15 protein-coding genes are annotated in these 18251 nt (G+C 71.2%); 8 read left to right on the top strand and 7 right to left on the bottom strand.

The features are described 5' to 3' along the window. The coding region (gene sepH / locus ABEA10_RS41800; RefSeq protein WP_345473736.1) for a septation protein SepH at window positions 1-1016 on the bottom strand (1016 nt) is incomplete at its 3' end. 272 nt (window positions 1017-1288) lie between these two features. After that, window positions 1289-2596 (bottom strand): D-arabinono-1,4-lactone oxidase, encoded by a 1308-nt coding sequence (locus ABEA10_RS41795; RefSeq protein WP_345473734.1) that lies wholly within the window; start codon window positions 2594-2596, stop codon window positions 1289-1291. 128 nt (window positions 2597-2724) lie between these two features. Here ABEA10_RS41795 and ABEA10_RS41790 point away from each other — a divergent pair, with 128 nt between their 5' ends. The 3 genes from ABEA10_RS41790 to ABEA10_RS41780 are packed head-to-tail and all read left to right on the top strand — an operon-like array spanning window position 2725 to window position 5753. Further along, a complete protein-coding gene (locus ABEA10_RS41790; protein ID WP_345473732.1) occupies window positions 2725-3873 on the top strand; it encodes a lytic transglycosylase domain-containing protein in 1149 nt (382 codons plus the stop codon). A 42-nt stretch (window positions 3874-3915) separates the two neighbouring features. After that, a complete protein-coding gene (locus ABEA10_RS41785) occupies window positions 3916-4911 on the top strand; it encodes a ferrochelatase (RefSeq protein ID WP_345473730.1) in 996 nt (331 codons plus the stop codon). After that, window positions 4908-5753, top strand: coding sequence for an inositol monophosphatase family protein (locus ABEA10_RS41780; RefSeq protein ID WP_345473728.1), 846 nt, complete (start codon window positions 4908-4910; stop codon window positions 5751-5753). The genes ABEA10_RS41785 and ABEA10_RS41780 overlap by 4 nt, the downstream gene beginning before the upstream one ends. 180 nt (window positions 5754-5933) lie before the next feature. Here ABEA10_RS41780 and ABEA10_RS41775 read toward each other — a convergent pair whose 3' ends face one another. Beyond that, window positions 5934-6104: a hypothetical protein gene (locus ABEA10_RS41775; RefSeq protein ID WP_329240030.1), complete on the bottom strand. Its 171-nt coding sequence runs from the start codon at window positions 6102-6104 to the stop codon at window positions 5934-5936. Between the two features lie 160 nt (window positions 6105-6264). On the opposite strand from ABEA10_RS41775, the gene ABEA10_RS41770 reads away from it, so the two are divergent. Both ABEA10_RS41770 and ABEA10_RS41765 read left to right on the top strand, forming a co-directional pair. After that, the gene (locus ABEA10_RS41770; protein WP_345473725.1) at window positions 6265-6918 is read left to right on the top strand and encodes a response regulator transcription factor; all 654 of its coding nucleotides are present in this window, start codon (window positions 6265-6267) and stop codon (window positions 6916-6918) included. Between the two features lie 29 nt (window positions 6919-6947). After that, window positions 6948-8045, top strand: a complete 1098-nt coding sequence (locus ABEA10_RS41765; protein WP_329240026.1) for a sensor histidine kinase — start codon at window positions 6948-6950, stop codon at window positions 8043-8045. A gap of 65 nt (window positions 8046-8110) precedes the next feature. On the opposite strand, the gene ABEA10_RS41760 is transcribed toward ABEA10_RS41765, so the two are convergent. From ABEA10_RS41760 to ABEA10_RS41750, 3 genes are all read right to left on the bottom strand, one after another. Continuing rightward, entirely contained in the window at window positions 8111-9178 is a 1068-nt protein-coding gene (locus tag ABEA10_RS41760) for a chitinase (RefSeq protein WP_345473723.1), read from the bottom strand. Between the two features lie 116 nt (window positions 9179-9294). Continuing rightward, a complete protein-coding gene (locus ABEA10_RS41755) occupies window positions 9295-12150 on the bottom strand; it encodes an ABC transporter substrate-binding protein (RefSeq protein WP_345473721.1) in 2856 nt (951 codons plus the stop codon). A gap of 18 nt (window positions 12151-12168) precedes the next feature. Next, entirely contained in the window at window positions 12169-13731 is a 1563-nt protein-coding gene (locus ABEA10_RS41750; RefSeq protein ID WP_345473719.1) for a serine/threonine-protein kinase, read from the bottom strand. A gap of 334 nt (window positions 13732-14065) precedes the next feature. Here ABEA10_RS41750 and ABEA10_RS41745 point away from each other — a divergent pair, with 334 nt between their 5' ends. After that, entirely contained in the window at window positions 14066-14362 is a 297-nt protein-coding gene (locus tag ABEA10_RS41745; protein ID WP_329240019.1) for a DUF4193 domain-containing protein, read from the top strand. Window positions 14363-14376: 14 nt separating this feature from the next. Next, window positions 14377-15186: a hypothetical protein gene (locus tag ABEA10_RS41740; RefSeq protein ID WP_345473717.1), complete on the top strand. Its 810-nt coding sequence runs from the start codon at window positions 14377-14379 to the stop codon at window positions 15184-15186. Between the two features lie 64 nt (window positions 15187-15250). Here the strand turns inward: ABEA10_RS41740 and ABEA10_RS41735 are convergent, their stop codons facing one another. Continuing rightward, window positions 15251-15556, bottom strand: a complete 306-nt coding sequence (locus tag ABEA10_RS41735) for a DUF4235 domain-containing protein (RefSeq protein WP_329240017.1) — start codon at window positions 15554-15556, stop codon at window positions 15251-15253. A 107-nt stretch (window positions 15557-15663) separates the two neighbouring features. Here ABEA10_RS41735 and valS point away from each other — a divergent pair, with 107 nt between their 5' ends. After that, window positions 15664-18189 carry a valine--tRNA ligase gene (valS, locus tag ABEA10_RS41730; RefSeq protein ID WP_345473715.1) on the top strand — a complete coding sequence of 842 codons (2526 nt, stop codon included), beginning with the start codon at window positions 15664-15666 and terminating at the stop codon, window positions 18187-18189. Window positions 18190-18251 lie beyond the last annotated feature (62 nt).

Raw genomic sequence — 18251 nt, 5'->3', positions numbered from 1 at the left:
CGCGGCTCGGCGGGGTCCGTCTCGCGCGGACGTGCCGGAGTCGTCTCCCGCGGCTCGGCGGGCGAGGAAGGCGGAGCCGCCTCGCGAGCGGTCTCGCGCTGCGTCTCCTGCGGCGACGGCGGCACCGCCTCACGCGGCGTCACCTCACGCGGAGCCACTTCACGCGGAGCCGTCTCTTCGCGCGCCGGGGCGGTCTCGCGCTGCGACGGCGTGCGGGACAGGCCGGTCTCGCGCGGCTCCTCCGGCTCTGGCCGTGGCACCTCCTGCCGCGGCACCTCGCGTACGAACGCGGGCTCCTCCGCCACCGGTGGTTCTTCCCGCGGCGCGGGGGCCGGTGCGGGCATGGGCGCGGGCGGCGCCTCCTCGCGTACGGGCTCGGTGACGACCTTCATCGCGCGCCGGGGGACGAACGGGGTGACGATGTCGTCCACCGGGTCGTCCAGCTCGAGCGAGGACAGCTGCGCGGCCTCCTCGTTGACGGCGGAGATGTGCCGGCGGCGCGGGTCGTAGGCCCACTCCGCGGCGTACGGGCGGCCGTCGTAGGAGAACGAGAGCCGGACGCGCCAGGTGGAGTCCTCGCACTTGCGGGAGTCCCACTCGACCTCTTCCAGGTCGATGCCGCGCTTGCCGAGGCGCTCCTCGACGATCTCACCGAGCGCGGGCGCCGGCGCGGACTCGCCCTGACGGCGGATCGTCACGCGCTGGGCCTGCTGCGCCATGTACTCGCGTTCTTGCAGGACCGGTCCCTCGAACCAGCGGACGCGCTCCACCGGGATACCGGCCGTCTCGGCGATCTCCTCCGCGGTCTCTCCAGCGCGGATGCGAGCCTGGATCTCCTTGGGACGCAAGGGACTCTCCACTTCGATCTCGTACTGGCCGAGGCGGGAGAAGTGCCCACGGACCGCGGCGCGAAGCCGGTCGTCGACGGGCAGCGTGAACCGGGTGCCTCGGCCCGCGGTGGCCAGGACGAGGTACGAACCGTCCTCGCTGACCGCGACGAGGCGCAGCTCCTGCATGCGTGTCCTTTCGTGCCCTGTCCAACGTGGCTCGGGGCGCATGCGTGCCCTTCCCCCGGTCCCTTGAGTCTCTCGTCAGGACGCACCTGCCCGCCAGCACCGTACCCGGCATGTCCGAACATCGCCGTCCTCGCAACGTGATCCTGTCAAGTTCCCGCAGCGTCGTCCCAGCTTGCCTGTTCACCCGGGTGCGAGGTGGAGGGGTTGACGATTCTTGTGCATCCTTTTCCAGGCGATGTCGTTCGATGCCGTCGCGGGGGTGCCCCTGCCGCTCACTTACCGAAGATACGAGTCGTATATGCGTTGGCAAACCGCCTTTCGGGGTCGAGTCGGTCGCGGAGCGCCAGAAAGTCCCCGAAACGGGGATATACGCCCTCAAGATACGCCGCGTCGCGAGTGTGCAGCTTGCCCCAGTGTGGGCGGCCGCCCAGAGCGGTGAGCACCTCCTCCACGTCGCGGAAGTACTCTTCGTGAGCGGACGAGTGGAACACGTGGAAGGCCAGGAACGCGCTGTCGCGCCCGTACGCCATCGACAGCCAGGGGTTCTCCGGCGGCAGCAGGCGCACCTCGATGGGGAAGCCGATGCGTCGGCCGCTCCGCTCGATCACCGACCGTACCTCGCGCAACGCGTCGGCGAGCTCCTCGCGCGGGATCGCGTACTCCTGCTCCTTGAAGCGCACCCGCCGCGGGCTCGTGAAGACGCGGTCGGAGCGGTCGCGGTACGTACGGGCGCCCAGGGCGCGAGCCGAGATCCCGTTGATCGCCGGGATCGCGCCCGGGAACCGCGACCCGATCCGGTTGGCGAGCCCGAACACGGAGTTCGACAGGAATTCATCGTCCAGCCAGCGCCGGAACGCCGGCAGGGGCTCGGCCGGGCCGGCCACCCGATTGTTGCGCTTGGTGAGGCAGCCGTCGGTGTGCGGGAACCAGTAGAACTCGAAGTGCTCGTTGGCGGCGGCCAGGTCGTCGAGGCCTTCGAGCACCGCCTCCCAGCGCATCGGCTCCTCGCGCGCCTCCAGCACGAACGCGGGGACGGTGTGCCACGTGATCGCCGTCACGACGCCGAGCGACCCGAGCCCGGCGCGGGCGGCGTCGAACAGCTCCGCCCGCTCGTCGCGCGAGCAGGTCACCGTCGTGCCGTCGGCCAGCACCAGCTCGAGCCCGGCGATCTGCGAGACCAGCCCGGCGGCCTCCCGGCCGGTGCCGTGCGTCGCGGTCTGCGTCGCCCCCGCGAGGGTCTGTTCCTGGATGTCGCCCATGTTCGCCAGCGCGAGCCCGTGCGCCGCGAGATGCTCGTTGAACGCGCGGAGCGTCATGCCCGCCTCCGCGGTCACCAGCCCGGCGTCGACGTCGACCGAGCGCAGGGCGGTCAGGCCCTCCGGGCGCAACAGCACGCCTTCGGTGACGGCGGCGCCGGTGAAGGAGTGGCCGGTACCGACCATGCGGACGGTCAGTCCGTCGTCGGCCGCCGCCGTGACCGCGGCACCGACCTCCTCGGCGGAACGCGGGGTGACGACGCGGCGGGGGGCGGCGCGCTGGTTACCGGCCCAGTTCCGCCACACAGGGCTGGGTGAGGACATAATCCGAGATTTACTCACGTTAACTGTGCGGTCGGCAAGCCGTCGGGTTGGGGATGAGGCGCGGGGTCTGGCCGGGACCGGCCGGATTGTGGGTAACTAGCGTCCGGGCACATTCGTTGGGATGGTCGATGAGACGTTTCGCACGCAGACACTTGGCGCTCCGGGGAGTCCCGGCCGTGGTCGTGGCCATCGCGGTGGCGGCGACCGGCACCGTCGCGAGCGGTGCGGCGTACGTCATGACCTCCGAGCCCAAGGCCGAGCGGGCCACGCCGGGACGCGCCCCGGCCGCGGCGGCGCGCCCCACCACCGTCGTGCCCGCCTCCGAGCAGCCGTCCGCGCTCAAGCACGTCGTGCCGCCGGACTTCCTCGTCATCTCCGGGCAGCCCGTGAGCAAGCGGCAACTCGCCAAGGTGTCCAAGCTCGCCCATGTCCGTGAAGTCATCACCGTCGACGCCGGCGCCGTCCGCCTGCAGGGCGGGCAGGCCAACATGTTCGCCGTCGACCCGGTCCGCTTCCGCGCCTGGACACCGCTCGGCACCGCCACCGACGACGCGCTGTGGACCGCGCTCGGCCGCGACCAGTTCGTCGTCTCCGACGACGTGCAGCGGCAGCTCGGCCTCCGCTCCGGCATGCAGTACGCGATCCAGGGGCGCACGCAGCTCATGACGACGATGGGCGGGGCCGGGTCGCTCGGCCTGCCCGGCATCAACGTGCTCGTCGGGCGCACGACCGGGCGCCGGATCGGCCTGGTCCCCGACATCGGGCTCCTCGTCAACGCCCCCGGCGCCGACCTCGACACCCTGCAGGGCGGGCTGCGCCGTGCCGTCGGCGCGCAGAGCCAGATCATCAACCTGCACGAGAAGCAGTACCAGCCGCAGGCGAACAAGAAGGCGCCCCGCGGCCGGCCGACCAGCTACCTGCAGCTGTACCAGCAGGCCGCGGGCACCTGCCCGGGCCTGTCGTGGACCGTGCTGGCGGCCATCGGCCAGATCGAGAGCGACCACGGGCGCAACGTCGGGCCCTCCAGCGCCGGAGCGCTCGGACCCATGCAGTTCATGCCGGCCACCTGGCGCTCGTACGGCGTGGACGGCGACGGTGACGGCAAGGCCGACATCATGGACCCCTTCGACGCCGTGCCCGCCGCCGCCAAGTACCTGTGCGCGAACGGCGCCGGACGCGGCTCGCTGTCCAGGGCGATCTGGGCCTACAACCACTCGCAGGCGTACGTGAACGCGGTCCTGAACCTCGCCCACTCCTACGCGCGCCGTTTCTCGTGAGCCCCGGAGCGGGCACGCGCGCGCGGCTGGTTTGATGGAGGCATGGCCTACGATGCGTTGCTCCTGCTGTCCTTCGGCGGTCCCGAGGGGCCGGACGAGGTGATGCCGTTCCTGGAGAACGTCACGCGTGGCCGTGGCGTGCCGCGCGCGCGGCTGGAGGCCGTGGCCGAGCACTACCACCACTTCGGCGGCGTCAGCCCGATCAACCAGCAGTGCCGCGACCTGAAGGCCGCGATCGAGGCCGACCTCACCGGCCACGGGCTCGACGTGCCGGTCTACTGGGGCAACCGCAACTGGCGGCCGTTCCTCGCCGACACGCTGCGCGAGATGAAGGCCGACGGCGTACGCCGGGCGGCGGCCTTCGTCACCTCCGCCTACAGCGGCTACTCCTGCTGCCGCCAGTACATCGAGGACATCGAGCGTGCCCGCGCCGAGGTCGACGGCGCGCCCGAGATCGACAAGCTGCGCACCTACTTCAACCATCCGGGCTTCGTCGAGCCGGTGATCGAGAACACCCGCGCCGCGTACGCGCGCCTCCCCGAGAACCTGCGCGACGAGGCGTCCCTGGTCTTCACCGCGCACAGCGTGCCGATGGCCCAGCCCGGCCGGGAGGCCTACGTCGAGGAGCTGAACGACGTGTCGGCCCTCGTCGCGGCGTCGGTCGCGCCCGAGCGGCCCTGGGCGCTGGTGTACCAGAGCCGCAGCGGGCCGCCCACGGTGCCCTGGCTCGAACCCGACGTCGGCGACCACCTGGAGAAGCTCCGCGCCGGCGGCACGCGCGCCGCGGTGATCGTGCCCATCGGCTTCGTCTCCGACCACATGGAGGTCAAGTTCGACCTCGACGTCGAGGCGGCCGAGCTGGCGACGCGCATCGGGCTGCGGATCGAGCGGGCCGCCACCGCCGGCACCCACCCGCGGTTCGTCGCGATGGTCCGCGAGCTCCTCCTCGAACGCGACGGCGCCGAACGCCCGGCGCTGGGCACGCTGGGACCCCGTCCGGACACGTGCGCCGAGACCTGCTGCCGCAGGCCGGCGTGAGCACGCGGACGGGCACGTACGACGGGCCATCAGGGGGAGACGTGCACGACCTGCTCGAACTCGCGATCACCACGGCCGGCGCCGCGGGCACCATGCTCATCGACAAGCGCCCGGCCGACCTTCAGGTCGCGCACACCAAGTCGAGTCCGACCGACGTGGTCACCGAGATGGACCAGGCGGCCGAGCGGCTCATCATCGACCGGATCCGCGCCTCGCGTCCCGCCGACGCGTTCCTCGGCGAGGAGGGCGGTGCCGCGGCGGGCGCCAGCGGCGTGCGCTGGATCATCGATCCGATCGACGGCACCGTCAACTACCTCTACGGCCTGCCCGACTGGGCGGTGAGCATCGCGGCCGAGGTCGACGGCGAGGTCGTGGCCGGGGTCGTCGCCGTGCCGACACGCGGCGAGCTCTACACCGCGGCCCGCGGCGAGGGCGCCTACCTCGTCCGCCGCGACGGCTCCACCGAGAAGCTCCAGTGCAACGCGGGTGTGCCGCTGGAGCGCGCCCTCATCGCGACCGGCTTCGGCTACTCCGCGCAGCGCCGAGCCCACCAGGCCGAGGTGCTGCTCGGCGTGCTGCCCCGCGTACGCGACATCCGGCGGGCCGGCTCGGCCGCCGTCGACCTGTGCTCGGTGGCCACGGGACGCGTCGACGGCTACTTCGAACGCGGACCGCACGAATGGGACATCGCCGCCGGCGGGCTGATCGTACGGGAGGCCGGCGGCGCCATCGGCGGCCTGAACGGTCGGCCGGCGAGCGTCGAGATGACCATCTCGGCCGGGCCGGGCCTGTACGAGGAGCTGCACGACCTGCTCGTTCCGCTGGGGCCCGAGCGCGACTGACGCCCGATCGGCGGCCTGGCCAGGCCGGACACGTAAGACGGCTCCGGGCGCGGCCCCATGTGCACGTGCACGTGGGGCCGCGCCCGTTCGATCAATGCGCCGGCGGTGGTCCCTCCGCTCTGGGGCCGCCGGCCGATGACCGTTCGCCGGGACCGTCTCGGTCTCGTCCTTCGGGGCGCCTCAGGCGCAGCGCGGGACGTCGATGCCGTGGCTCGCGGCGGTACGGCGAAGATCGTCGATCTCGGCCCGCTGGGCCTCGGCCAAGAGATCGTCGCCGGTGTCGTGGGCCGCTCGTAGCGACTCGTACGCGTCGTTCAGACGCTGGTGGATCGTCGTCGACAACTCGCCCACACGGTCTCCCTTCAAAAAAGAGGTGAAGAGCGGTCTACCCATGTCACGGTCGCCGCTAAACCTGCGAATACCCTGGACTTGCTTATCGGACACTTACGCCGCGTGTGACATAACAGATACCGCCGGTCCAGCGCGCGGCTGTCCAAGGGGGTGGATACAGGTGAGGGTCCTGGTCGTCGAGGACGAACGCGTGCTCGCGGACACCATCGCCACCGGGCTGAGGCGTGAGGCGATGGCCGTGGACGTCGCGTACGACGGCGCCGCCGCGCTGGAGCGGACCAGTGTCAACGACTACGACGTCGTCGTGCTCGACCGCGACCTGCCGCGGGTGCACGGCGACGAGGTGTGCCGCCGCATCGTGGCCGACGGCACCAGCACGCGGGTGCTCATGCTCACCGCGGCCGGGGAGCTCGACGACAAGGTCGAGGGGCTCACCATCGGCGCCGACGACTACCTGGCCAAACCGTTCGCGTTCGCCGAGCTGATCGCCCGCATCCGCGCCCTCGGCCGCCGCTCCGCGCCGCCGCTGCCGCCCGTGCTCGAACGCGCGGACGTGCGCCTCGACCCGGCGCGTCGCGTGGTCACGCGCGGCGGGCGGCCGATCGAGCTGACCCCCAAGGAGTTCGCCGTCCTGGAGGTGCTGATGCGCGGGCAGGGCACCGTGATCAGCGCCGAGCACCTGCTGGAGAAGGCCTGGGACGAGAACATCGACCCGTTCACCAATGTCGTACGCGTGACGATGATGACGCTTCGCAAGAAGCTCGGTGACCCGCAGGTCATCGAGACCGTGCCGGGCGCGGGGTACCGCCTTTGAGCCCCTCGCCGAACGCCGTGACCCGCCGGATGACGGTGCGCCTCCGCCTGACGCTGCTGTACGGCGGCCTCTTCTTCGCCGCCGGGTTCCTGCTGCTGACGGTCGCGTACGTGCTGGTGACCAACATCCTGGAGGGGCTGCCGATCGAGGTCCGCACCACCGACCCGTTCGGCATCTCCCAGCAGGAGCAGCAGGCGATCCGGCAGAGCTTCATCGACAACGCCCAGCACCGGCTCATCACGCAGTCCGCGTTCGCGCTGATCGGCGTGGGGCTCATCGCGCTGGCCCTCGGCTGGTTCGTGGCGGACCGGGCGCTCGCCCCGCTGCAGAAGGTCACCGCGACCGCGCGCAAGCTGTCAGAGAGCACCCTGCACGAGCGCATCGCCCTGCAGGGCCCCGAAGACGAGATCAAGGAGCTGGCCGACACCTTCGACGCGATGCTGGAGCGCCTCAACGAGGCGTTCGACGCGCAACGCCGCTTCGTCGGCAACGCCTCGCACGAGCTGCGCACCCCGCTGGCGATCAATCGCACCCTGCTCGAGGTGGCGCTCACCGATCCGGAGGCGTCGGAGGACCTGCGCAGCGTGGGCCGTACGCTGCTCGCCAACAACGCGCGGCACGAACGGTTGATCGAGGGGCTGCTCCTGCTGGCCCGCAGCGAGCGCGAGCTGACCACGCGCACCGCCGTCGACCTGAGCGACGTCGCCACGATGGTGCTGAAGACCTCCGTGCGCGAGGACCGGCCGGACGTCGAGATCGTCACCGAGCTCACCTCCGGGCCCACCATGGGCGACCCGGTCCTGCTCGAACATCTCGTCTCGAACCTGATCGACAACGCGGTCCGCTACAACGCCGACGACGGCATGGTCGTCGTCCGCACCGGGGTTCTCGACGGCTGGGCCACCTGCCAGGTGGAGAACACCGGTCCGGTGGTGCCCGCGTACGAGGTGCAGAGCCTCTTCGAACCCTTCCGCCGCCTCAACACCGACCGGATCGAGTCCTCCAAGGGCGCCGGCCTGGGCCTGTCGATCGTGCGCTCGGTCGCCGCCGCGCACGGCGGCACCGTCGTGGCCACGCCGCGCGAGGGCGGCGGCCTGATCGTGACCGTACGCCTGCCGAAGGCCTGAGGTTTCCAGGCCCGTGACCGCGTGACGCCCCCCGAGTGGCACCACGCGGTCACGGGAGTGCGGGGTCAACCGGTGTAGGCGGCGAAGATCTTCGAGAACTCGTACGGCTGCTGCGTGATGTTCGTGCACTGGTAGAGCGCGCCGTTGCAGGCGTTACGGTCCCGGGTCTCCTCCCAGAACCCCAGCGTGCCGACGTGGTGCTGCTTGGCGAAGGACACGAGCTGCCGTGCGTCGTTCTGGTCGAAGACGCTGCCGTCGTCGTTCTTGCCGAGCATCGGCGTGACGCCGACCATCGCCCAGATCTGCGCGTCGGACTTCCCGGTGAAGATCGTCTTGAGCTGGTCGTGCGTGGACTGGGCGGCCTGCGTCGCCGCGTCGCCGTCGTCGGTCCCGCTGCGGTAGTAGTCCATCGCCATGACGTTCACGGCGTCGGGACCGGCTCCGGCGTTCTTGGCCGAGGTCACGACGTTGAGGCCGTCGGCGGTCAGCCCCTCGGGCAGCACCGGCAGGGTGAGGGAGATCTTCAGGTTCGGATGGGTCTGCTTGAGCCGCGCCAGGGCCTGCGAGCGCCGGGAGATCGACGCGGAGTCGGCCGTGGCGGCGCCCTCGATGTCGAAGTCGGCGTAGTTCGCGCCGTACGCGTCCACGACCGCGGCGTACTCGGTGTAGAGCGCGTCGACGCTGGAGCAGGCCTGGGCGAGCTCGATCCCGGACGCGCCGCCGAAGGAGATCCGTACGTCGCCGCCGGCCGAGCGGAGCGCGGCGATCTCGTCCTTCTGCCAGGCCGTACGCGGATCGTAGGCGTTGAACCAGCTGGCCTTGCAGCCCGCGCCGGTCACGAAGCCGAGGGTGAACCCCTTGATCCCGGACGCCTGGGACATCTGGGTGAGCGAGGGCGTGGGCCAGGCGCCCATGTCGACGTAGGGGGAGACGGACGGCCAGTTGCCCGTGGCGGCGGAGGCGGAGGACGGCCCGACGGCGAGAACGGCCGGAGCGAGGGCGAGGCCGGCCAGCAGTCCGGCGGGCACCACCCTCGCGGCGAAGGGCTTGGCCGGGACCGCCGGGGAAGAACCGGCCCTGCGGGAGACGAACTTGGTCGAGGTGGCGGCGAGCTTGGTGAACAGGCGGATCACGTCGCACTCCTGGCGGGGAGAGGGATGGACGGACGGCCCCCGAAAAAGCTATTAGTAAGCTTTCCTATTGATTCCTATCGCGCCTTGACCGCGCGAGTCAAGCCGGGGAAGAGTGGTTACTTGCGGGCCGTCGTCGACAGGTCCGGGTAGCCGATGGAGTCCAAGCCCATGCCCACGAAGGCCTTGGTGTTGGCCACCCGGTACTGCACATGGGAGTACAGCGGGATCAGCGCCATGTCGTCGAGCGCGATCTTCTCCGCGGCCTGGAGCTGCCTGGTCCGCTGCGCGGCGTCGGCCGTCGAGCGGGCGGCCTTCATCGCGTTGTCGAAGGCCGTGCTGCTGTAGCGCGCGTAGTTGCTGCCGCCCACCGACCCGTCGTCGCGGCGCTGGATCGAGTCGCTCGACAGGAGCGAGTCCAGGAAGTTCTCCGCCGACGGATAGTCGGCGACCCACGAGAACGGGTACAGGTCCTCGGCCTTGGCGCTCGCCTCGTCCTGGTAGAACTTCGTGATCGACAGTTTCCGCAGCTTGACGTTCCAGCCCAGCTCCGACTTCAGCTGCTGCTGCACCACCGAGGCGAGCTGCGTGTAGGAGCTGCTGTCGCCGAGCGTCAGCGTCACCGACGCGCCGGGGCCGAGACCCGCCTGCTTGGCCAGTGACTTGGCCTTCGCCGTGTCGTGGACGCACGCCGTGCACCCGTTGGTCAGCGCGCCCGGGATCGCGGGAGGCACCATGGAGTTCGCGACCGGATACATCCCCTGGTAGGCGCCGGCGACGATGGCCTGGCGGTCCAGGGCGTACGACACCGCCTGGCGCGCCTCCTTGGTCTTCATCGCGCCCTTGTCGCCGATCGGCAGCAGGAACGTCATACCGCCGATCGGGCCCTTGACCAGCTCGCCGTCGGAGGAGTGGCGGGCGACGGCGGCCGGGATGGAGGCCGACTGCAGCTCCGCCCAGTCGTACCGGCCGGAGTCGAAGCCGCTCAGCGCCACGCTGAGGTCGGAGACGAAGGTCGCGTCGACCTGGTCGAGCTTGGGCCTGGTGAACGCGTACGAGCCGTTCCGTACGAGCGTGAGCCGCGCGTTCGGGGTGTAGGCACCGATCTTGAACGGCCCGTTCCCGATCGGCATCCGGTTGTAGCCGTCGTTGGACGCGTCGCCGGCCGCCGACGGCATCGGGACGAAGACCGGGGCCGCGACCCGCTTCTCGAAGTCGCAGTCCGGCCGGGTCAACTTGACCTGGAGCACGTTCCCGCTCGCCGTGACGCCCGACATCGTCTGCGCCTTGCCCGCGATCACGTCGGCGTAGCCCTGGATGTCGTTCATCAGGTAGCCCTCGCCGCCGGTCTTGTTGCCGGCGGTGCGGTTCCAGCTCCGCGCGAACGCGGCGGCGTCGACGGGCTCGCCGTTGCTGAACGTCGTGCCCGAGCGGATGACGAACTTCCACTGCTCGCACGCCGGATCCGAGGTGACCTGGCCGGCGAGCGCACGGACGACCGAGCCGTCCGGCCTGATCCGGCCCAGCCCGGTGTAGAGGTTCTCCACGACGAAGAAGTCGGCCGTGGTGATGGCGTTCGACGGGTCGATGTACTCCGGCGGCGACAGCGCCATTCGGAACGTTCCGCCGACCTTCCCGGCGGCCGTCGGGGTGGGGTTCGGGGAGTGACCGCCGCCGGTGAGCTTGACGGCCGCGACCGTGCCGGCCGCGGCGAGCAGCACCAGCGCGGCGCCCGCGGCGGCCAGCACGCCCGGCCGGGTCCGGCGGCGCGGCGTGCGGCCGGGGTCGGTGTAACCGTTCGTGCCAGGCCCGGGCGGACGGTCGGCGGGCTGCGTGTCGGCGTTCCGCCCGTACGGCGGCGGAGTGTCCTGCCCAGACCCGTACGGCGGCGGCGTGTCGTGGCCCGGCCCGTACGGCGGCGGGTTGGCGCCCAGTCCGTAGGGCGGCGGGGTGCTGGAACCCGGGCCGTACGGTGGCGGGGTATTGGCGCCCGGCCCGTACGGCGGTGGCGTGTCGCGGCCGGGTGGGTACCCGCCCGGCGGGTACGCGGCGTACGGGGCGCCCGGCGGCGTCCACGGCGGCGGGTCGGTGTTCTGGGCCGCGACCTGGGCGCCCTGGTTGAGGACCTCGGTGGCGGGAGCCGGGTGGGCGCCCGGGAGCGAGACCCCGTCGTTGCTGAGCAGCCGGAGCAGCATCTGCTGGGCGGTCGGCCGCCGCCGGGGGTCCTTGGCCAGGCACGACGCCACGACGTCCCGCAGCGGGCCCATGAGCATGCCGAGGGCCGGCTCCTGGTGGACGATGCGGTTCATCACGGCCGGGATGGAGTCCTGGCCGAACGGGGGGCTCCCCGTCGCAGCGTACACGATCGTGCCGGCCCAGGCGAAGACGTCGGTGGGCGGCCCGGCGACCTCACCGGAGATCTGCTCGGGTGACATGTACGACGGCGTGCCCACGGTCGTGCTGGTCAGCGTGCCGCCGGCGTCCAGAGCGCGCGCGATGCCGAAGTCGATCACCCGCGGCCCGTCCGCCGCGAGCAGGACGTTCGTCGGCTTGAAGTCGCGATGGACCACGCCGGCCTCGTGGATGGCCGCGAGCGCGGTCGCCGTGCCGATCGCCAGCCGCTGCAGCACGCCGCCCGAACGCGGGCCGTGCTCGTCCACGACCTCGCGCAGCGACGGGCCCTCGATGTACTCGCTCACCAGGTACGGGGCGTCGCCCTCGACGTCGGAGTCGATGATGCGCGCCGTGCAGAACGGCGCGACCCGCTTGGCGTTGGCCAGTTCCGCGGCGAACCTGGCTCGCGCCTTCACGTCACCGCTGAACTGCGCGTGCAGGAGCTTGACGGCCACCTGCTCGCCGTCCGGGTCCTCGCCGAGGTAGACGGTCCCCTGACCGCCCTCGCCGATACGCCCGGTCAGGCGGTAGGAGCCGAGCCGCTCGGGGTCGTTCGCCCGGAGAGGAGCGATCTCCGGCATGGGCGTCCCTCCCCAGGGTCACTGCTTGGTGAGCGTCCCGTTCGCGAACGAGCTTCCGAGTTCGGTCTTGCTGATCTCCCAGTTCATGGAGGAGCCGTTCAGCGTCATCGTCACGTACGAGGACGTCGGGCAGGTGCCGCCGGACTGGTTGAACAGGGTCTGGCTGAAGACGACCTTGGTGTCGGTCGAGCTGTCGGCCTCCTCGAACATCGAGCCGGAGCAGTTGCCGTAGTCCGCCTTGCCGATCCGCGAGTCGGAGTTCAGCGTGATCGTGATGTTGAACGGCCGCTTGTCCGCACCGGAGTCGGTGTTGGTGCCGGTGCCCTTCCACGTGCCGACGTAGGAGTCCGGCACACCGTAGTGCGACGGGCTGTAGGTCGGCAGGGTGGACAGGTCGTGCTTGGTCTTGGACAGGAAACCGGCGGCGAGCGCGATCGGCAGGCCCACGACGAGCAGCAGGAACACCACGCAGCCGATGCCGATGAAGATCGGGACGTTCTTGTTCTTACGCCGGGGCGGCGGCGGTGTGAACTGCGGGGCCGGCGCCTGCCGCTGCTGCTGCCACGGCGGCGGCGTCTGCGGCCCCGGCATCATCATCGGCGGGTTCGGCGTCGCGGGGCCCGGCATCATCGGGGGCGGGGTGTTCACCAGCGGCGGCGGCGGTGGCGTGTGGACGATCGGCGGCGGAGGCGGCAGCTCGGCCGCGACCTGCGTGCCCTTGTCCAGCAGGTCCGCGCGGTCGCTCGAGGGGCCGGGCGTCGCGCCGACCTGGCCGAGCAGGCGCAGCAGCAGCTGGTGCGCGGCCGGCCTGCGCCGGGGGTTCTTGTCCAGCGCCGCGCCGACCAGCTCGCGCATCGTGCCGGTGAGGCGGGACAGGTCCGGCTCCTCGTTGAGGATCCGGTTGATGATCACCGGGAGGGTCTCGGCCTCGAACGGCGAGTGGCCCGTCGCGGCGAACATCATCGTGGCGCCCCAGGCGAAGATGTCCACGGCGGGTGTCAGGGGCTCGCCCGTGAGCTGCTCGGGCGCGAGGTATCCGGGGGTCCCGACCACCATGCCGGTGGCGGTGACGGAGCTCTGCTGGGAGTTGACCGAACGCGCGATGCCGAAGTCGACGACCCGCGGGCCGTCGGAGGCGAGGAGCACGTTGTTGGGCTTGAAGTCGCGGTGGACGATGCCGGCCTCGTGGATCGCGGCGAGCGCGGTCGCGGTGCCGATCGCGAGGCGCTCCAGGGCGGCGCCGCGGAAGGCGCCCTCCTGCAGGACCACGTCGTACAGCGGAGGACCGTCGATGAACTCGCTGATGATGTAGGGCGGCCGGCCGTGCAGGTCATAGTCCAGGACCTGGGCGGTACAGAAAGGTGAGACCTTCTGCGCCGATTCGACCTCGCGGGCGAACCTCGTACGGGCAGACGAGTCGGCGTTCATCTGCTCGTGCAGAAGTTTGATCGCGACAGGGTCGCCGGAGCGCGACCGGCCGAGATAGACGGCCCCCTGGCCACCTTCCCCGAGCCTTCCGACTACTTGGTACTGCCCCAGCGAGGTCGGATCGCCCGGCTCCAGGGGAGCGGCATCCGGCATGTGTGACCCCCTCCAACAACCCTTATTCTTTGCACCCGCCAGGTCTATCCCGGCGGGAACGATATCGCGTTACCTGTGACGCACGTCGTGCTTATCCGGTTCATGGTTGTGAGAGGGGGAGCTGACGCCCGCCTGCTGCTGTGATGTCCGACACATCGGACATCCCCGGGCGCGGGCGAGGGAAGAGGCCGTGTGACGCGACGTGGCTTGCGTGTTGCAGGGCAAATCCCGTGACAGAATTTCCCGCCCGGATCGGGCACAAGATGGGCTTCCCAAGCGTTAGACCCGCGCGACGGGGCGCATAACTATGGACCGAGGGGGATGGAGATAGAAGATGGCCACCGACTACGACAGTCCACGTAAGACCGACGACGACCTCAACGAGGACAGCCTGCAGGAGCTGCAGGCGCGCCGGGCTGACAAGAGCACGGGTGTCATCGACGAGGATCTGGACGCCGGTGAGGTCACTGAACTGCCAGGTGCCGACCTTTCGAACGAGGAGCTCAGCCTTCGCGTCCTGCCTCGGCAGGCGGATGAGTTCACCTGCGCCCGCTGCTTCCTCGTGCACCACCGCAGCCAGCTGGCCGAGGAGAAGAACGGCCAGTTGATCTGCCGTGAGTGCGCGGCCTGAGGCCGGGAGCGGTGGTGTCGGAGGGACCGGAGAGGGAGGTCGCCCGCTGGGGGGACGGAGACGACCGGCTCGGCCATGAGATGGCGGAGCTGGTCGGCCGGTTGTCCGCCGAGGATGACATGGACCGCGAGACCCGCGGCCGCCTGCTCGGACGCATCGCGCGCCTGATGGCCGCGAGCGCGCGCCGGGCAGGGGCCGCGGGCGTCGGACGGGGACGGTGGCTCACCGACACCTTCATGGAGATCGCTCCGCACGTTCCCGTGCGCGATCTCGAGACGCTGAGCCGCCACCACGACGGCCTGCGGGGCGAGGCCCTGGCCGACTCACTCGTACGCGCCGCGCAGCGGGCCACGACCGGCGTGGGCGCCGCGGGCGGAGCGCTCGCCGCGATCCAGTTCGCCGCGCCTCCGCTCCTGCTGAGCGCGCCGGCGCAGATCGTGGCCGAAACCGTGGTCGTCGCGACGATCGAGGTCAAGCTCATCGCGGAGCTGCACGAGGTCTACGGCGTCCAGGTCCCCGGCACCGGCACCGCCCGCGGCATGGTCTTCCTGCAGCTGTGGGCGCAGCAGCGGGGCTTCGACCCGATGCAGCCGGGCAGCGTGACGGCCGCGCTCGGCGTGGCGGCAAAGGCCGGCCTGCGCAAACGCCTGCTCCGCGTGTTCGGCCGTCACTTCACGACTCTCGGTCCGTTCCTGACCGGCGCCGTCGCGGGCGGGGCGCTCAACAACGCGGCGACCAAGCGGCTGGCCGAGAAGATCCGCGACGACCTGCGCGGCCGCCACGTCGAACAGGTGCACCGCCCGTCCATCGAAGGCGGACGCTAGCCCCGGTCCGAACCCGGGCCGACTCCCTGCTCCGCTTTGCGACGCGACGCCCGGACCCTGGCCGTCAGGCCTTCTTGACCTTGTCGGCGGCGCTTCGCAGGGCGGCGGGCAGCTCGCCGGTGCTGCTGTGCCAGCGCTTGGCCGCGGCGCGCGTCGCCAGCAGCCGCGCGACCTCCATGCCGACGCCGGTGACGACGGCCCAGCCGATCGCCTCCGCCAGCGCGACCTCCGGCGACTCGGGGTTGGTCGGCGGCTCCTTACCGGTGATCTGCTTCCAGCCGATCGTGATCGTCTTCCGGGCCACGAAGCCCGCGCCGAAAGCCGCCGCGCCGGCCAGCAGCCGCCAGCCCAGATCGCCCTTGTCCGCCATACCCGTCCCTCTCAGTGTTCCACCGGCCGGTGTCAGCTCCGAGCCTCTCACAGACGATCAACATAATGACGTCGGACCTGCCGTGGTCGGCCAATACCATTGGCGGCATGACAGAAAAGCCGCGTCCACCGGAGAAACCCACCCTCGACGGACTCGAGGCCAAGTGGGTAGACCTCTGGGACGAGAGCGGCGTCTACCGCTTCGACCGCTCGAAGCGGCGTGCGGAGATCTACTCGATCGACACCCCGCCGCCGACCGTCAGCGGCTCACTGCACGTCGGTCACGTCTTCTCCTACACCCACACCGACGCGATCGCCCGCTTCCAGCGCATGCGCGGCCGTGAGGTCTTCTACCCGATCGGCTGGGACGACAACGGACTGCCCACCGAGCGCCGCGTGCAGAACTACTTCGGCGTGCGCTGTGATCCCTCGCTGCCGTACGACCCGTCGTTCGAGCCCCCGGACAAGCCCGGAAAGCAGATCCCGGTCTCGCGGCGCAACTTCGTCGAGCTGTGCAACCGGCTCACCGAGATCGACGAGAAGGCCTTCGAGGACGTCTGGCGCCGCGTCGGGCTCTCGGTGGACTGGTCGCTGCTCTACACCACGATCGGCGACGAGTCCCGCGCGACGGCCCAGCGGGCCTTCCTGCGCAACCTCGCGCGCGGCGAGGCGTACGTCGCCGAGGCGCCGACCCTGTGGGACGTCACGTTCCGTACGGCGGTGGCCCAGGCCGAGCTGGAGGACCGCGAGCAGCCGGGCGCCTTCCACCGCATCCGCTTCCACGCCGGCGGCCGGCCGGTTTACATCGAGACCACCCGGCCCGAGCTCCTGCCCGCCTGCGTCGCGCTGGTGGCCCATCCCGACGACGAGCGCTACCGCGAGCTGGTCGGCACCACCGTGCGCACCCCGCTGTTCGGCGTCGAGGTGCCCGTCGTCGCCCACCACCTCGCCGAGCCGGACAAGGGCTCGGGCATCGCGATGATCTGCACGTTCGGCGACCTCACCGACGTGACCTGGTGGCGCGAGCTGAACCTCCCGACCCGGGCCGTCCTCGACTGGAACGGCCGCCTCCAGCCCGAGCCGCCCGAGGGCGTCGCCCCCGGCCCGTACACCGAGCTGGCGGGCAAGACGGTCCACTCGGCCCGCGAGCGGGTGGTCGAGCTGCTGCGCGAGTCCGGCGACCTGGACGGCGAGCCCCGGCCGATCAGCCGGCCGGTCAAGTTCTACGAGAAGGGCACCAAACCGCTCGAGATCGTCACCACCCGCCAGTGGTACATCCGCAACGGCGGGCGCGACGCGTCGCTGCGCGAGCGGCTCCTGGCGCGCGGCGCCGAGCTGACCTGGTACCCGCAGTACATGAAGGCCCGCTACGACAACTGGGTCGAGGGCCTCGCGGGCGACTGGCTGATCTCGCGGCAGCGGTTCTTCGGCGTGCCGATCCCGGTCTGGTACCCGCTCGACGCCGACGGCGAGCCGGTCCACTCCGCGCCGATCATCCCGGCGGAGGACACCCTGCCGGTCGACCCCTCCTCCGACGTGCCGCCCGGCTACACCGAGGACCAGCGCGGCAAGCCCGAGGGCTTCATCGGCGACCCGGACGTCATGGACACCTGGGCGACCTCCTCGCTGACCCCGCAGATCGCCGGCGGCTGGGAGCGCGACCCCGACCTGTTCGCGGCCGTCTTCCCGTACGACCTGCGGCCCCAGGCGCACGACATCATCCGCACCTGGCTGTTCTCCACGGTGGTGCGGGCGCACCTCGAGCACGACTCGCTGCCGTGGGCCGGCACCGCGCTGTCCGGCTGGATCCTCGACCCGGACCGCAAGAAGATGTCCAAGTCCAAGGGCAACGTCGTCACGCCGATGGACCTGCTGACCCAGCACGGCTCCGACGCGGTGCGCTACTGGGCGGCCAGCGGGCGGCTCGGCACCGACACCGCCTTCGACACCGGCCAGATCAAGGTCGGCCGGCGGCTGGCCATCAAGATCCTCAACGCCTCCAAGTTCGTGCTGGGGCTGGGCGAGGTTCCGGCGGGCACGCCGGTCACCGAGCCGCTCGACCTGTCGATGCTCGCCACCCTCGCCGAGGTCGTCCGCGAGGCCACGGCCGCGTTCGAGGCCAACGACTACACCCGCGCGCTGGAGCGCACCGAGCGGTTCTTCTGGAACCTCTGCGACGACTACCTGGAGCTGGTCAAGGCCCGCGCGTACGGCGAGGCGGACGACGACCCGGCCGCGGCGGCGTCGGCCCGCGCGGCGCTGCGCACGGCGCTGTCGGTCGTGCTCCGGCTGTTCGCGCCGGTCCTGCCGTTCGTCACCGAGGAGGTCTGGTCGTGGTGGCGGGAGGGTTCGGTGCACCGCGCCGCGTGGCCGGCCGAGGACGAGCTGCCCGGGGGCGGTGACCCCGCGGTGCTGGCCGCCACCTCCGACGTCCTCCGCCAGGTCCGGCGGGCCAAGTCCGCGGCGAAGGTCTCCATGCGGGCCGAGGTCGAGCGCGCCGAGGTCCGCGGCACCGACGTGGGCAAGCTGGCCCAGGCCGACCTGCGCGCCGCCGGCCGCATCGCGGATCTGCATCTGGAGGCGGCGCCGGAGGAGGGCTTCTCCGTCGACGTCACCCTGGCTCCCGCCGGCTGATCCTTCGTTTCCGGCCGCGCGCCGATGAGTTCCGGTGCGCCGGGAGGTCTGAAGGGGCGAAG

The organism is Actinoallomurus oryzae, assembly GCF_039541955.1.
Taxonomy (GTDB): Bacteria; Actinomycetota; Actinomycetes; order Streptosporangiales; family Streptosporangiaceae; genus Actinoallomurus; species Actinoallomurus oryzae.
Note: the sequence above shows the minus strand (reverse complement) of the source record. Positions and strands in the feature narration are given on the sequence as shown.

Bases quoted from the DNA above. Each gene is read 5' to 3' on its own strand.
- ABEA10_RS41795 (WP_345473734.1), bottom strand. From the start codon at position 2,596: ATGTCCTCACCCAGCCCTGTGTGGCGGAACTGGGCCGGTAACCAGCGC.
- ABEA10_RS41790 (WP_345473732.1), top strand. From the start codon at position 2,725: ATGAGACGTTTCGCACGCAGACACTTGGCGCTCCGGGGAGTCCCGGCC.
- ABEA10_RS41785 (WP_345473730.1), top strand. From the start codon at position 3,916: ATGGCCTACGATGCGTTGCTCCTGCTGTCCTTCGGCGGTCCCGAGGGG.
- ABEA10_RS41765 (WP_329240026.1), top strand. From the start codon at position 6,948: ATGACGGTGCGCCTCCGCCTGACGCTGCTGTACGGCGGCCTCTTCTTC.
- ABEA10_RS41755 (WP_345473721.1), bottom strand. From the start codon at position 12,150: ATGCCGGAGATCGCTCCTCTCCGGGCGAACGACCCCGAGCGGCTCGGC.
- ABEA10_RS41750 (WP_345473719.1), bottom strand. From the start codon at position 13,731: ATGCCGGATGCCGCTCCCCTGGAGCCGGGCGATCCGACCTCGCTGGGG.
- ABEA10_RS41745 (WP_329240019.1), top strand. From the start codon at position 14,066: ATGGCCACCGACTACGACAGTCCACGTAAGACCGACGACGACCTCAAC.
- ABEA10_RS41735 (WP_329240017.1), bottom strand. From the start codon at position 15,556: ATGGCGGACAAGGGCGATCTGGGCTGGCGGCTGCTGGCCGGCGCGGCG.
- valS (WP_345473715.1), top strand. From the start codon at position 15,664: ATGACAGAAAAGCCGCGTCCACCGGAGAAACCCACCCTCGACGGACTC.